The organism is Streptomyces sp. NPDC052721 (assembly GCF_040678315.1).
GTDB lineage: Bacteria > Actinomycetota > Actinomycetes > Streptomycetales > Streptomycetaceae > Streptomyces.
In genome coordinates, this window is record NZ_JBFATL010000061.1 from 1 (window position 1) to 13,381 (window position 13,381).

General features: G+C 74.3%; 14 protein-coding genes. 6 read left to right on the forward strand and 8 right to left on the reverse strand.

Features of this window, described 5'->3' with window-relative positions:
- The coding region (locus AB0L21_RS36395) for an alpha/beta hydrolase fold domain-containing protein (protein ID WP_365706522.1) at positions 1-322 on the forward strand (322 nt) is incomplete at its 5' end.
- 264 nt (positions 323-586) lie between these two features.
- Here the strand turns inward: AB0L21_RS36395 and AB0L21_RS36400 are convergent.
- Positions 587-1,654: a type II CAAX endopeptidase family protein gene (locus AB0L21_RS36400; RefSeq protein ID WP_365788414.1), complete on the reverse strand. Its 1,068-nt coding sequence runs from the start codon at positions 1,652-1,654 to the stop codon at positions 587-589.
- Between the two features lie 546 nt (positions 1,655-2,200).
- Here AB0L21_RS36400 and AB0L21_RS36405 point away from each other — a divergent pair.
- A complete protein-coding gene (locus AB0L21_RS36405; protein ID WP_365706525.1) occupies positions 2,201-2,950 on the forward strand; it encodes an SDR family oxidoreductase in 750 nt (249 codons plus the stop codon).
- Positions 2,951-3,258: 308 nt separating this feature from the next.
- On the opposite strand, the gene AB0L21_RS36410 is transcribed toward AB0L21_RS36405, so the two are convergent.
- The 5 genes from AB0L21_RS36410 to AB0L21_RS36430 all read right to left on the reverse strand — a co-directional run bounded on the left by AB0L21_RS36410 (position 3,259) and on the right by AB0L21_RS36430 (position 7,794).
- Positions 3,259-4,323, reverse strand: a complete 1,065-nt coding sequence (locus tag AB0L21_RS36410; protein WP_365788415.1) for a YihY/virulence factor BrkB family protein — start codon at positions 4,321-4,323, stop codon at positions 3,259-3,261.
- Positions 4,324-4,462: 139 nt separating this feature from the next.
- The gene (locus tag AB0L21_RS36415) at positions 4,463-4,912 is read right to left on the reverse strand and encodes a peptidoglycan-binding domain-containing protein (protein WP_365706529.1); all 450 of its coding nucleotides are present in this window, start codon (positions 4,910-4,912) and stop codon (positions 4,463-4,465) included.
- 193 nt (positions 4,913-5,105) lie between these two features.
- The gene (locus AB0L21_RS36420) at positions 5,106-5,708 is read right to left on the reverse strand and encodes a hypothetical protein (RefSeq protein ID WP_365788416.1); all 603 of its coding nucleotides are present in this window, start codon (positions 5,706-5,708) and stop codon (positions 5,106-5,108) included.
- Positions 5,709-5,971: 263 nt separating this feature from the next.
- Positions 5,972-6,703 (reverse strand): TIGR03943 family protein, encoded by a 732-nt coding sequence (locus tag AB0L21_RS36425; protein ID WP_365706533.1) that lies wholly within the window; start codon positions 6,701-6,703, stop codon positions 5,972-5,974.
- Positions 6,700-7,794 carry a permease gene (locus AB0L21_RS36430; protein ID WP_365788417.1) on the reverse strand — a complete coding sequence of 365 codons (1,095 nt, stop codon included), beginning with the start codon at positions 7,792-7,794 and terminating at the stop codon, positions 6,700-6,702. The genes AB0L21_RS36425 and AB0L21_RS36430 overlap by 4 nt, the downstream gene beginning before the upstream one ends.
- A gap of 195 nt (positions 7,795-7,989) precedes the next feature.
- On the opposite strand from AB0L21_RS36430, the gene AB0L21_RS36435 reads away from it, so the two are divergent.
- The 4 genes from AB0L21_RS36435 (at position 7,990) to AB0L21_RS36450 (ending at position 10,650) form a co-directional block, all read left to right on the forward strand.
- Positions 7,990-8,784 (forward strand): serine hydrolase, encoded by a 795-nt coding sequence (locus AB0L21_RS36435; protein ID WP_365788418.1) that lies wholly within the window; start codon positions 7,990-7,992, stop codon positions 8,782-8,784.
- Positions 8,785-8,943: 159 nt separating this feature from the next.
- Positions 8,944-9,048, forward strand: coding sequence for a LuxR C-terminal-related transcriptional regulator (locus AB0L21_RS36440; RefSeq protein WP_365706702.1), 105 nt, complete (start codon positions 8,944-8,946; stop codon positions 9,046-9,048).
- 104 nt (positions 9,049-9,152) lie between these two features.
- A complete protein-coding gene (locus AB0L21_RS36445) occupies positions 9,153-9,566 on the forward strand; it encodes an SRPBCC family protein (RefSeq protein WP_365788419.1) in 414 nt (137 codons plus the stop codon).
- 1 nt (position 9,567) lies between these two features.
- A complete protein-coding gene (locus tag AB0L21_RS36450; RefSeq protein WP_365788420.1) occupies positions 9,568-10,650 on the forward strand; it encodes a class I mannose-6-phosphate isomerase in 1,083 nt (360 codons plus the stop codon).
- Between the two features lie 68 nt (positions 10,651-10,718).
- On the opposite strand, the gene AB0L21_RS36455 is transcribed toward AB0L21_RS36450, so the two are convergent.
- Positions 10,719-12,257 (reverse strand): hypothetical protein, encoded by a 1,539-nt coding sequence (locus tag AB0L21_RS36455; protein WP_365788438.1) that lies wholly within the window; start codon positions 12,255-12,257, stop codon positions 10,719-10,721.
- Between the two features lie 767 nt (positions 12,258-13,024).
- The gene (locus tag AB0L21_RS36460; RefSeq protein WP_365706543.1) at positions 13,025-13,375 is read right to left on the reverse strand and encodes a DoxX family protein; all 351 of its coding nucleotides are present in this window, start codon (positions 13,373-13,375) and stop codon (positions 13,025-13,027) included.
- Positions 13,376-13,381: the final 6 nt, after the last annotated feature.

A 13,381-nucleotide genomic window follows, 5' to 3' on the forward strand; every position in this document is an offset into this window, starting at 1 on the left:
CATGCAGTGGTTCTGGGACCAGTACACCACCGACGAGACCGAGCGCGCCCAGATCACCGCCTCCCCGCTGCGCGCCACCACCGAGCAACTGGCCGGCCTTCCCCCGGCGTTGGTCATCACCGGCGAGGCCGACGTGCTGCGCGACGAGGGCGAGGCCTACGCCAACAAGCTCCGCGAGGCCGGCGTCCCGGTCACCGCGGTCCGCTTCCAGGGCATCATCCACGACTTCGTCATGCTCAACGCCCTGCGCGGCACGCACGCGGCTTCGGCGGCCATCGACCTGGCGGTCCGCACGCTGCACTCGGCCCTGCACACCGCCTGAGCCGGGGAGGCGGCGCCCGCGCGGTGGACGGGGGTGCCCGGGCGCCGAGGCCGGCCGCGGCCTACGTACGGTCCGTGCCGTCTCCCCCGGTGCCCGCAGACGCGGGCGGAAGGGCCGTACCTGCCGCAGGTCGGCCGGCCGGGGGTGGTGGCGGGGCGGCGCCGTCCGGTGCCGTCAGGGAAGCGTCCGCACCCGGTCCGGCCTGACCGGCCCACGGTCCGCCACCGGCCGCACCGGGTCCCTGCTGTCCGACCCACGGCGGAGCTACTGCCACCCCCGGTCCCCATCCGGGCCCCACCCACGGCACAGCGCCCCCCGCACCCGGCCCCGGCTGTCCCTCCCATTGCTGCGCGGAACACCGTTGCCGTACGGGTACGCCGGTACGAGAGCCGGTGGCTGTGGTGCCGGAGCCGTCCGGTCCAGTCGGCGGCGGCGCAGCCACCACGCCACGGCCGCCGTGTACAGCGCGATGCTCAGCACGTCGAACACGACGAGCTGCCAGCCGGCGTCCGCCGCGGTGTCGTCGCTGGTGAGTCCGTCCACGACGGCGGCCGACAGGCCGAAGGCGAGAAGGTTGTTGACCGTGTGCAGGGCGATGGACGCCTCCAGTCCGCCGGTGCGCCAGGTCAGCCAGCCCGCGGCCAGGCCGAACACCACGAGGTCGGCGAAGCCCCAGGGCGTGCCCCAGCCGTGGGCGGCGGCGAACAGGACCGCCTGGGGCAGGAGCGCGGCCCACGGCGAGCGCAGGAACGCCCCGGCGGTCTGCGTCAGCCAGCCACGGAACACGTACTCCTCGGCGGCCGCCTGCACCGGCACCAGCACCACCAGCACGGCGAGGGCCCGTCCGAAGGCCGGCCATCCCACCCACTGGCTCTCCGGCTCACCGTCCGCGGGGAGCAGGACCATGCAGCCCATCGCGAGGCCCAGGATCGGCACGGCGGTCAGCACACACAGCAGCAGCCAGCGCCATCTCAGCCGGCCGGTCACGGAGGACACCGTGCCGGCCGGGCGCCGTCCGATCCAGCGCACGATCAGCAGCAGGACGGGTATGCCGACCGCGATGCACAGCAGGTCCACGGCGGTGCCGGAGACGGGGCCGAACTCCGGCCAGCCGTCGTCGTCCTGGGGGTAGCCCATGCCCGAGCCCAGGGCCGCGAGGACGAGCATGAGGAGGACCACGGTGATCACGTACGTCACGGCCACGACCAGGGTCCCGAGCAGGGGGCGCCACCACCGGTAGCGCGGTGAGAGGCGGGCCAGACGGTGGTACGGGAGCTGCTCGGTGAGCTGTGCCTGTGCGTGCGGCAGCATCAGTGGCTGTGGCTGTGTCATGCCGTCAGCCTGCCCAAAGACACCCCGGGCGCGCCATCGGCCTGCGGCAGGTGGCGGGTGATCCGACGGGTCCGGGTGGCGCCGTCCTGCCGGACTTCGCGCTGTCGGTGCCGCCGGCCACAGTGTTCGCCGCCGTGTGGGGTGCCGGGCTGGTCGTACGGCGTCGTCGGCTGCGGTCATACGACGACTGCGCGTTCGCCAGCTCGATGCGGCAGGCGGACCGGGCGGCGGAGGCCGAAGCGGGACGCCGTGCCGGCGCACACGGGGGCGCTCGCCGGGGCGGCCCGGCGGGGTGAACCTGAGGAGGTGGCCGGCACGGCGAGGGCAGTGCCGGACTCGGCGTCACCACGGCACGGTCAGGGTCATGTGAACGCCCTGCTGTCCGAACTCGGGCTGCGCGACCGGGTCCGGGCGACGATCCTCGCCTGCGAGACCGGCCTGATCAGTCCGCGGGGTGCCCGGCAGGGCTGACCGGCCGCCGGGCCCGCCGAGGTCGATGTCCGTTCGCCGCCGGTGCTCCCCCTGGCCGTCAGCTGGGATGGACACATGACATCAGAAGCGCGTCTGCGAGGCAGGACGGCACTGGTCACCGGCGGCAGCCGGGGCATCGGCGCGGCGACGGCACGGCGACTGGCACGGGAGGGCGCGGACGTCGCCGTGACCTATGTGCGGGGCAAGGACGCGGCCGGGGAGGTCGTGCGGGACATCGAGGCGCTGGGGCGGCGGGCGGTGGCCCTGCGCGCGGACTCCGCGGACGCGGCGGAGGCGGCCGGCGCGGTGCGGCGCGCGGCGGAGGAACTGGGCGGGCTGGACGTGCTGGTGGGCAATGCCGCCGTCGGGATGATGGGGCCGCTGGAGAGCCTGTCCCTCGCCGACGTCGACCGGCTCCTCGCGGTGAACGTGCGTGGGGTGTTCCTGGCCGCCCGGTCCGCCGCCGCTGTCATGGGGCACGGCGGGCGGATCATCACGGTCGGCAGTTGTGTCACCGCGCGGGTGCCGGGGCCGGGGGCCACGCTGTACGCGATGAGCAAGTCGGCCGTGGTGGGGCTGACGAAGGCTCTGGCGCGGGAGCTGGCCGGGCGCGGGATCACGGCGAACGTCGTGCATCCGGGGCCGACGGACACGGACATGAACCCCGCGGACGGCCCGTACGCGTCCGGTCAGGCGGCCATGACCGCCCTGGGCCGGTTCGGGACGGCCGAGGAGGTGGCGTCCATGGTGGCGTTCCTGGCGGGGCCGGAGGCGGCGTACGTGACGGGCGCGGAGTTCTCGGTGGACGGCGGATACGCGGCCTGACCGAGCGGGCGAGGCGGGCGCAACAGACCTCGTCCGCGCGGGCACGTCCGGCCTCGTCCGCGCGGGCGCGTGAGACCTCCTCCGCGCGGGTCCGTCAGGTCCCGTCCGCGCGGGTCCGTCAGGTCTTGCACGCCGCTGTTGTGCATCGGCGCCCAGACGACGACGCCGAGCGGCACGTACACGTACCAGCCGCGTACGCCCCTGCGCAGCAGCAGCCTCTCGTCCGCGCGGGCCCGGCAGACCTCCTCCACGCAGGCCCGTCCAGCCTCCTCCACGCAGGCACGTCCGGCCTCCTCCGCGCGGGCGCGTCAGGTCTCGTCCAGGCGGCGTACGTCCTCCTCGTCCCACTTCCTGGTGTCGCGGGGCTGGGTGTACGGCTCGGCCCGGGGCGGATGGCCGCCGGCGATGGCCCGCTGCCGTACGGTCTCCGCGTCGAACTCCAGCCCCAGCAGGATGGCCAGGTTGGTGATCCACAGCCAGACCAGGAAGACGATGACGCCGGCCATGGTGCCGTACGTCTTGTTGTAGGAGGCGAAGTTGGCGACGTAGAACGCGAAGCCGACGGAGGCGGCCATCCAGATCAGCAGGGCGAGGACGCTGCCGGGGGTGATCCACCGGAATCCTTTGACCTTGGCGTTCGGGGTCGCCCAGTACAGGATGGCGATCATCACGGTGACGAGCAGGACCAGCACGGGCCATTTGGCGACGGCCCACACGGTCAGCGCCGTGTCGCCGAGCCCGAGCGCGTCCCCGGCGCGGCGGGCCAGGCCGCCGGTGAAGACCACGATGAGCGCGCTGGCCACGGCGAGGATCATGAGGACGACGGTGACGCCGACGCGTACCGGGAGGAGTTTCCAGACCGGGCGGCCCTCGGGCATGTCGTAGACGGCGTTGGCGGCGCGGATGAACGCGGCCACGTAGCCGGACGCCGACCACACGGCCAGCACGAGGCCGATGATGGCCACGAGGGAGCCGGTACCGGCGCCGTTCTGGAGCTGTTCGACGGCCCGGGTGATGATGTCGCGGGCGGGGCCTGGGGCGAGGTTCCGCAGGTTGGCCAGGACCTTGTCGGTGACCGACCGGCCGGCGACGGCCAGCAGGGAGACCAGCACCAGCAGGGCCGGGAACAGGGACAGGACGGCGTAGTACGTGAGCGCCGCGGCCCGGTCGGTCAGCTCGTCGTCGCGGAACTCGCGCAGTGAGCCCTTGAGCACCGCCGACCATGCGCGCCGGGGCAGCTTCGCGGGGGTGTCCGGCGCCCGCCGCTCGACGTCCTGGGTGGGTCCGGCCTCGTCCGGCGCGGGGATCCGCGGCGCCTGGGTCTCGTCGGCGGCCTGCCTGTGGTGCCGCCGTGGTACGTGCAGCTTCGCCATACCGGCCGGGTAACCCGACGGGGCGTGATCACGCCCCCCGGTTCACTCGTCGGCCTCGTCTTCTCCGGGGCCTGCCCCGTCCGGTGCCCTCCGCCCGGCAGCGGGACGGAGGGCGTGCGGGCAGGCCGCCGCACCGGGCTCAGTGCGCGTTGGCGAACCGCTTGAACGCGGCCTTGGTGCCGGAGCCCGCGATGCCGTCGATGGGGCCGCGGTAGCCGTAGCTGTCCTTCAGGAGCCGCTGGAGCGCCTTGATCGTGCCCTTGCCGACGACGCCGTCGACCGGGCCGGTGTAGCCCCAGTACTTCTTCAGGCAGCGCTGGAAGGCCTTCCAGCTGTTGGTGCCGAGCTTGCCGTCGATGGAGTTCCGGTAGTTCCAGTACGTCTTCAGCCAGCGCTGGACCTTCTTCGCCTCGGTGGCGTTCAGGCCGAGGTTGTTGACCGCCTGCGGGGTGACGGCCTCGGTGGCCGCCGCCGGGTGGGCTGTCGCGGGCGCCGCGAAGCTGGTGCCCGCCGCGGCGATGCTGCCCGCGGCCAGCGCCACCGTGGTCGCGGTGGCGACGAGGGTCCTGGTGAAGATGTTCGTCCGCATGTGTTTCCCCCTGGTTGACGAGTGCCTCCCGGCACGGCACACAAGCTACGTGCCGGGGGTCCGCACGTCGCCAACCCGGAAGTTGACGCCCCGCTCCACCGGCCGCGGTAGGGCCGGGCCGGTGTACAACCTCCGTGGTAGGTGCAGGGGGCGCGGGTGGGTACCAGGGGCGCGCGCCGGTCGCGGGCCAGGGTCAGCCCCGCCCTCCGCTGAGGTTTCCCCACCGGGGTCCGATCTGCCTCCACTCCTCGTCCCACTCGGCCAGGCGCCGCTGGATGAGCCGGCCGCGGACCAGCCATCCGGCGCCCCAGACCAGCGCGCCGGCGGCGGGGGCGACGAGGACGCCGGTGAGCGCGGACTGCAGGTCGGCCGCCGGTCCGGTGACGGGGGCGGGCACGACCCGGTCCGCCTGGTTCGTCCACACCGTCACCCGGGTTCCGGCGGGGGCGCCCGGGAAGACCTTCGCCCGGTCGGTGTGCGCCGAACCGTCCCGGCCCGTCCAGCGCACGGCGGCCCAGACCCGCCCGTCGTCGTAGCCGCTGCCCGCGGCGGGGGTCCGTGCCGCGTCGTCGGTGAGCACGGCGGACACCGGGTGTACGTGGGCCAGCCGCGCCGCGAACGCGGACTCGGAGGTCTGGGCCGCCCACAGGCCCGCGAAGACCCCGACGGCCAGGGCCAGCACCCAGCCGGCGAGGACGATCCATGCCTCGACGACATCGCTGTGCCGCCGGAGCGGGTTGCGCCGCCACCGCCACAGCCGCACCCGGGTGACCGTCGTGGGAGGTGTCCGTGTCATCGTCACCGCCTCCTCTCGCCCACCGCCGGCCGGAACCCGCAGTGGCCCCCGCGGTCTCCCGGACCCGGTCGCCGGAGCGAGGGTCATGACACCATCCTGCACCTCTCCCGGCCGGTCGTCCGCTACGGGCCGGGCCTGGCTTCCGGACCGGGCGGGCTCCGGCCGGCCGTGCCTCCTGACCGGCCCGGAACGGCCTGGGGGACCAGGTGCGCAGGGCCGCTCGGGCCGGTTCAGGGGGCACGGGAACCGGCGGCCCCGAGTTCCTAGGACGGCGCGAGCGGCAGGTCGTCGGTGTAGGCGTTCACCGGCTGGGCGACGGGTCGGACGTCCCTGGCGTCGAGTGCCGCCTCCGCGGTCCTGGTGCCGAGGGTGCCGCGCGGGTGCCAGGTTCCGGTGACCGCCAGCCAGGTGTCGGCGGGCGGTGCCTCGCTGCCGTACACGCGCACCTTGATGGTCTGGGAGTCCGCCGCGCAGCAGGAGAAGATGATGCGGGTCAGGTACCAGCCGTCGCCCTCGCCGGCCGGGGTGACGAAGCCGGTCAGCCGGACGGTGCGGTGCTCGATGGCCCGGCTGCGGTCCTGCTGGACCCGCTTGGTGAAGTCGGTGAGGGTCAGCGGCAGCGGCGAGGCCGCGGGCAGCGGCGCGAACCCCTTCTTCTGTACGGCGACGGGCTTGGTGTCGGCACGGGCCGCGGTGTACGCGCCGAGCGCGGGCGGGGCGTGGAAGAGCAGGCTGAGCGCGGGGAGGAACAGCAGCCAGGCGACGCGCGGGGTGCCGGTGTGGTCGTGGCCGTGCCCGGTGTCGCCGGCCGGGTGCTGCCGGTCCCGGGTGACCGCTCCCGCCAGGCCGAGCAGCAGCAGGACGGCGCCGGACACGATCAGCGCCGGGCGCAGTCCGGCCTTGACGTAGCGCAGGTAGGTGTCGGTGAGCAGGGCGGTGTGCAGCAGGCCGGTGCCGGTCAGCGCCAGGAGCAGGGCCTGGAGAGGGCGTTTCACAGCAGCGCGCCTCCGATCAGGACGCTCACGGTGACGGCCACGACGGTGGTCGCCGTGGAGAACCGCCAGGCGAAGGCGCGGCCGAAGGTGCCCGCCTGCAGGGCGATCAACTTCAGGTCGACCATCGGGCCGACCACCAGGAACGCGAGCCGGGCGGTCGGCGAGAAGCCGGTGAGCGAGGCCGCGACGAACGCGTCGGCCTCCGAGCAGACGGCCAGCAGTACGGCGAGGACGGCGAGGAAGAGCACCGAGAGCCAGGGCGAGCCGGAGAAGGCGTCGAGGACGGAGCCCGGCACGGTGACGTTGAAGGTGGCGGCGGCCATCGCGCCGAGGACGAGGAAGCCGCCGGCGTGCAGGAAGTCGTGCTGGAAGCCGAGCCGGAACTCGGTCCAGCGGCTGTGGCCGTGCCGGTGGCCGGTGTGCCGGTGGCGCAGGAGCGGGCGCAGCCACTTCTCCTTGCCGAGCCAGAGCCACAGCCAGCCCATGACGGCAGCCGTGGTGAGGGAGGCGAGCAGCCGGGCGGCAACCATCGCGGGGTCGCCCGGGAAGGCGACGGCGGTGGCCGTGAGGACGACGGGGTTGATCGCGGGCGCGGAGAGCAGGAAGGCGAAGGCCGCGGCCGGGGTCACGCCCCTGCGGATCAGGCTGCTCGCGACGGGCACGGAGGCGCACTCGCAGCCCGGCAGGACCGCGCCGGCGGCGCCGGCGACCGGGACGGCGAGGGCCGGCCGCTTCGGCAGCACCCGGGTGAACAGGTCGGCCGGCACGAAGGCGTTGATGGCGCCGGACAGTGCGGTGCCGAGGAGCAGGAAGGGGAGCGCCTGGACGGTGATGGCCAGGCAGACGGTGCGCCAGGCCTGGACGGCCGGATGGGTCAGCCACGGCGTGCCCGCCACAAGGAGGGCGGCCGTGGCGCCGGCGGTGAGCGCGAGAGCGGCACCGAGGGGCCGCGGTCGGGGGGCAGCGCCCGCCGGCGAGGGGCCTGGGCCGGCGCCCAGGGGCCACGGCCGGATGCGGCGCGCGGGCGGATCGGGGTGGGGTACGGCCGCCACGCCCCCCGTCACACCAACCAGTTCATCCGCTTTGTCCATTTTCACTCCGGATGTCGGTGTCTGGCCGACGATAAGCGAGGAGCGCCGCCCGGAAGCGCGTACACGCCGCCGCCCCGGCGGCCCGGCCGGAACAATGCGCCCCATCGGTGGCTCTTCTCACAATCAGGGCAGAACGGGGCCGGAGGTGACGGGCGCCACGTCGCCGGGCGCCGCTGTTGTCTACGTTCGTGACCCATGTCGCCCCGCCTCTCCCGCACAGCACGCGCCAAGGCCTGCGCCCTCGCGGCCTCGGCAACCGCCCTCCTCGCCACCGGGCTGCTGCAGCCCACCCCGGCCGCGGCCGCCTCGGCGCAGGCCACGGCGGCCGTGCTCGACCTGGACGGCACCGACCGCACACCCGTGGTCCACGGCGAGGACAGGGCGTACGACACCGCCAGCATCGTCAAGGTCGACATCCTCGCGGCGCTGCTGCTCCAGGCGCAGGACGCGGGACGGCGGCTCACCGCGCGGGAACGGGAGCGCGCCGAGCCGATGATCCGGCGCAGCGACAACGCGGCGGCCAACGCCCTGTGGCGGCAGATCGGCCGGGCCCCCGGGCTGGCGGCGGCCAACAAGCGCCTGGGACTGACCTCGACGACGGGCGGGCCGGGCGCCAAGTGGGGGCTGACCAGGACGACCGCGCGTGACCAGATACGGCTGCTGCGGGCGGTGTTCGACACCGGCGGCACGGTCCGCCCGGGATCCGGCGGACTCGACGCGGACTCCCGCGCCTACATCCGCTCCCTGATGAGCCGGGTCGCCCCCGAGCAGGCCTGGGGCGTCCCGGCGGCCGGCGCCCAGGGCTCCCGGAAGACCCTGAAGAACGGCTGGCTGCGGCGCAATACGACGGGCCTGTGGGACGTCAACAGCGTCGGTCAGGTCACCGTCAAGGGTCACCGGTATCTCGTCGCGGTGCTGTCGGACGGCAGCGCGTCCATGAGCGACGGCGTGTCCCTGGTGGAGCGGACGGCGCGCGCGGCCGTGACATGAGCAGTCCCGTCCAGTGGTTCGAACCTATGTGCCCGTCCCCGTGACACGTCTGTGACAGCCGGCGGACACTCTCATGAAATCCGGCCAGCAATCCGGTGGAACAAGGGCAAATCACCCTAAACGGATACCCCCCCAGCCGTTCCGCCGGAGGAACTGGGACTGTCCACCCACACCGTGGACGCCTACCTGCGCCGCATCCGGGCCAAGCTCAACATCACCAACACGGCCGAGCTCACCCGCATGGCCATCGCCCTGGGCCTGTGACCACCCGGGCCGGCCGGGGAGCAAGGTGCCGCCGGGGCTTTTCGGCCGCCGTGGAAGGGGCACGCGGTCGGGGTACGACTTCCGACCGGAGGGGCGAGACCGCGATGGCCGAGTACGAACGTTCCCGCACGATGCCCGCACAGCCCGAGCAGGTCTTCGACCAGGCGGCGAACACCGCCCAGCTCGACGCCTGGCTCCCGGGCGAACTGCACGTAGACGTCCAGGAGCCGCCCGCCGTGACCGTCCACGAGGACCGCTCCGGCGAGGACACGCCCGCCCTGCTGCGGTCCGAGCCGGACCAGATGCGCCTGGAGTGGGGCACCCGCGAGCAGGGCAGCTACGCCGGCTGGCTCCAGGTCGCCGGCATCGGCAGCGGCGCCAGCGAGGTGACCGTGCACCTGTCCTTCTTCGACGAGGGCCACGACCCGGGCGAGCGGGCGGTGTGCGACGCCCTGGACGGCAGCCTGCGCCGGCTGGAGGAACAGGTGCGGATGCGGGTCGACAACGCGGCCGGCTGACATGGCGCGCCCGGTGAGCTGGTCCCCGCTGCGCCTGAGCACGCCCGTCAGACAGCATGTGTTCGGCGGCCGGGCCCTCCCCGACCGGCTGGGCCGGACGGGGCTGCCCTACGGCCCGGTCGCCGAGACCTGGGAGGTCAGCGACGTCGACGGGGAGGGTGCCACGGTGACCGAGGGGCCGCTGACGGGGCGGTCGCTGCGGGAGCTGATGGCGGAGGATCCCGGCGGTCTGCTGGGCGAACGCCCGCACGGACCGCGCTTCCCCCTGCTCACCAAGTTCATCGACGGCACGCGCGCGCTGCCCGTACACCTGCACGCCGACGACGCCACCGCCCGCCGCCTGGAGGGCGAGCCGAACGGCAAGACGGAGGCGTGGCATGTGCTGGACGCCGTACCCGGCGCGACCGCGCTGGTCGGGGTGCGTCCCGGGGTCGGCCGGGAGCGGCTGCGCCGGGCGCTGCTCGCGCAGGACTTCGACGCGGTCATGCGCCGCCTGCCGGTGCGCGCCGGGCAGACCGTGTACGTACCGGGCGGGACCCTGCACAGTTTCGGGCCGGGCACCCTGGTGTACGAGATCGAGCAGACCTCCGACATCCAGCAGCACGCCATGCCGTGGCGGATGGAGGACGGCGCACCGCTGGCCGAGCGGGAGCGGGAGGCGAACATCGAGCGGCTGCTGGACGAGTGGCGGCCGGAGCCCCGGCCGGAGTTCCAGCCGGGGCTGAGCGTGCCGGTCGACGACTCGGTGATGCGCACGGTGCTGTGCGCGGGACCGTACTTCGCGCTGGAACGCTGGACGGCCGGCAGCACCGCTCCCCTCACCCGTACGTTCGCGACGGCGCAGATCCTCAGCAACGCCGGCGCCCCGGTGACCGTCACCTGCGGCGGCTGGACCGGCCGGCTCGGCCGGGCGCGGACCCTGCTGCTGCCGGCCGCACTCGGGCAGGTCCGGGTGACCGGGCCCGCCGATGTCCTGTTCGGCTACGTCCCGGACCTCGATGGCGACATCCGGGCCCCCCTCATGGCCGCCGGCCACGGACCGGCCGTGATCGCCGCCCTCGGCGAGGGGCTCCCGGTGCGTTGACCGGGGACGTCGGTGACACGCGTGCCGGGCGCTTGAACAGGTCAGGGCCTGCTGGGTTCGGACCGCGGTCAGAACCCGGACCCCAGCCGCTGGGTCGAGTAGGCGCACTCCGTGTAGAGGTAGCCGGACCGGAGCTTGGCGGTGTCCGAGGCCGGGGTCGCGGTGCTGTCACCGTTCGGCTTGTGCACGAAGTACGTGGTGCCGACGGGGAGGCTGATGGTGCGCTGCGGGTAGTGCTTGCTGCTGTCGTTGCAGGGCTTGAAGGTGGAGAACGCGGTGTCGGCGAACGTGTACGCCTTGCAGCCGCCGCAGCCCTTGAGGGTGAAGCTCCCGGTGACCGGGCCGGTGTACAGGACGGTGATGTCGTCCGGGCTGTCGTTCTTGACCGTGACGGAGATGCTGCCACCGGAGGCCAGGGTCGGCAGCTTCTTGCCGGCCGCGGGGAGGGTCTGGGCGACCTCGGCGGCTATGGCGATCTTCTGGGCGCGGGCACGGTTCTTGTCGTGCTTGTGGTCGGCGGCGAACTGCTCCATGGTCTTCTGCGCCGCGTCGAAGTCACCGTCCCTGTACTGGTCGACACCGCAGGCGTACACGCCGGCGTCGCCGCTCCGGCCGGCCCGGCTCGCGGCCTTCGCCAGCCGCCCGTCCGTGTCACCGGCCGACCTGGACAGGTCGGCGATCCGGGTGTCGAGGTCGCGCAGCTTCTCGACGGCCGTGCAGGGTTCGTCCCCGCCGACGGCCTTCTCCGTCTTCGCCACCGCCGCGTCGACCGCGGGCGCCACCCTGGCCGCCGCCCCGGACCGCGGGAAGGTGTCGAGCAGGTCGCCGAAGCGGTTCACCCAGTCCGTTTCGCCGCTCGCCAGGTGCCGCGCACCGCACTCGTACAGGGCGGTCGCGAGCCGGTCGTCGGGCCACCGCGCCAGCGAGCCGAGCTGTTCCTGCGGCATCGTGTCCGGCACGGTGCGGAGGTACTTCAGCGGCTCTATGGCGTCGCAGTACTCCCGGTGCCCGTAGGCCGCGCCGACCGTCGTGTAGTAGGTCCGCAGGCTGTCGGGGACCTTCCGGGCCGCGCGGGAACCGGAGTGGTGCACGGCGATGTCGCGGTAGACCTCCAGGGCCGTCCCGTAGTCGGACCGGGCGGCGCCGAAGGACTGACGGCCGCTCTCGGCCACCAGGTCGTCGGCGCGCTCCAGGCGGCCGAGGAGCGCCTGCTCCACGGCCTCGTCACGCGCGTCCTCGTACCAGAGGGCCCCGCCGGCCGGTACGGCGAGCAGCACCACGCCCAGCAGCAGCGCGAGCGGCGCGCTGCGCGGCCGGGCGAGCGGGGTACGCAGTCCGGCGATTCCGCCGTGGACGGCCACCACCAGCAGGAGTGTGGCGTAGCCGGCGAGTGCGGCGCCGGGGAGGCCGTCGGCGTCGGCGGGGAGCGCGACGAGCAGGAGCACGCCGGTCGCGACCCAGCACGCGGCCGTCGCCACCCAGCGGCGCAGAAGCGCGTACCCGAGGCCGAGCCCGCTCAGGTTGAGCAGGGCGACCGCGATGGCCCGCCAGGGGTCCGGCGGCGCGGGCGGCGGGCCCGCCGGTCTCGGTGGCGGACCCGGCGGCATGGGCGGCAGCGGCGGCCCGCCGAAACCCTGACCCGGACCGTACGGACCTCCGGACATGATGGCTCCCCCCGGTCAACTCCGCCCGCATGTCTGTGGATCCGCAGTGTACGGGCGCGAGGGCATACCGGACAGAGGGGCGAACGCCCGCCCTTTCCCGCACGAGCCTGATGTGCCTCATGCCCCGTTTGCCCGATCGCCCCGCGGGCCGTGCCCGGGCCGGCCGAGCGGTGCGCGGTACCGACGACGAAGGGGGCGAGGCCGGCATGCGCGGCGCACGCCGGTCCGCTCCGCCGGCACGGCCCCCCGGAGGCGATGGTGGCCGGCCCGCGCCGGGACCTCGTCCGGCACGTCCACGGCGACCTGGGCGACGACGCGGCACCGGTGGCGCTGACGGCTGCCCGAGCGGCCGGGCTCCCCGCCGGCCCTCGCCGGACCGGCGTGACCGCACACAGCCACCAGTCCCACGAGGGCATCGTGGGAGCCGCCCTGGAGGACGGCGGCGAGCCGAAACCCGCGTACTCCGACTCTCGGGGCCCGCGCCGCGACGGGAGCGAGCACATCCGCACGGTCGAGCGGCGGACGGTGCCGCTGAAGGCCGCCGGAGCGATCGAGGAGGACGGCGAGCAGCGCTGGGGGTCCCTCGGCCGGGCCCTCGGTGTCGACGCCGACCGGGCACGGTCCCTCGTCACCCGGTGTCCGCTGCCGCGCCGAGCCCGGATCCGCTGTCTGGCTGCGCCCGGATCCGCTGCCGCGCCGAGCCGGGCCGTTCAGCGGGCCGCCGCCGCTGCCAGGGCCCCGGCCGCCAGCGCCAGGAACAGGCCCGGGAAGACGATCGTGCGGAAGACCCGGGCCCGTACGTGGGCGGCCACCGCGCCGACGTAGAACAGCACCAGGCCGACGCCGGCGGCGATTCCCAGAGGGCGTACGCCCAGCAGCCCGAGCAGCAGCCCGGCCGCTCCGGCGGCCTTCAGCAGCGCGAGTGCGGGAAGCCGGCGGGGGGACACGCCGACCTGGGCGGAGTTGGCGAGGACGAACGGCGCCTTCGCGAGGTCGGCCGCCGCGATGCCCGCGTTGGCCAGGACGGTCGCACAGGTGACGGTGAGACAAGCGAGGTTCATGCCCTC

Bases quoted from the DNA above. Each gene is read 5' to 3' on its own strand.
- AB0L21_RS36400 (WP_365788414.1), bottom strand. From the start codon at position 1,654: ATGACACAGCCACAGCCACTGATGCTGCCGCACGCACAGGCACAGCTC.
- AB0L21_RS36405 (WP_365706525.1), top strand. From the start codon at position 2,201: ATGACATCAGAAGCGCGTCTGCGAGGCAGGACGGCACTGGTCACCGGC.
- AB0L21_RS36410 (WP_365788415.1), bottom strand. From the start codon at position 4,323: ATGGCGAAGCTGCACGTACCACGGCGGCACCACAGGCAGGCCGCCGAC.
- AB0L21_RS36415 (WP_365706529.1), bottom strand. From the start codon at position 4,912: ATGCGGACGAACATCTTCACCAGGACCCTCGTCGCCACCGCGACCACG.
- AB0L21_RS36420 (WP_365788416.1), bottom strand. From the start codon at position 5,708: ATGACACGGACACCTCCCACGACGGTCACCCGGGTGCGGCTGTGGCGG.
- AB0L21_RS36430 (WP_365788417.1), bottom strand. From the start codon at position 7,794: ATGGACAAAGCGGATGAACTGGTTGGTGTGACGGGGGGCGTGGCGGCC.
- AB0L21_RS36435 (WP_365788418.1), top strand. From the start codon at position 7,990: ATGTCGCCCCGCCTCTCCCGCACAGCACGCGCCAAGGCCTGCGCCCTC.
- AB0L21_RS36445 (WP_365788419.1), top strand. From the start codon at position 9,153: ATGGCCGAGTACGAACGTTCCCGCACGATGCCCGCACAGCCCGAGCAG.
- AB0L21_RS36450 (WP_365788420.1), top strand. From the start codon at position 9,568: ATGGCGCGCCCGGTGAGCTGGTCCCCGCTGCGCCTGAGCACGCCCGTC.
- AB0L21_RS36455 (WP_365788438.1), bottom strand. From the start codon at position 12,257: ATGCCGCCGGGTCCGCCACCGAGACCGGCGGGCCCGCCGCCCGCGCCG.
- AB0L21_RS36460 (WP_365706543.1), bottom strand. From the start codon at position 13,375: ATGAACCTCGCTTGTCTCACCGTCACCTGTGCGACCGTCCTGGCCAAC.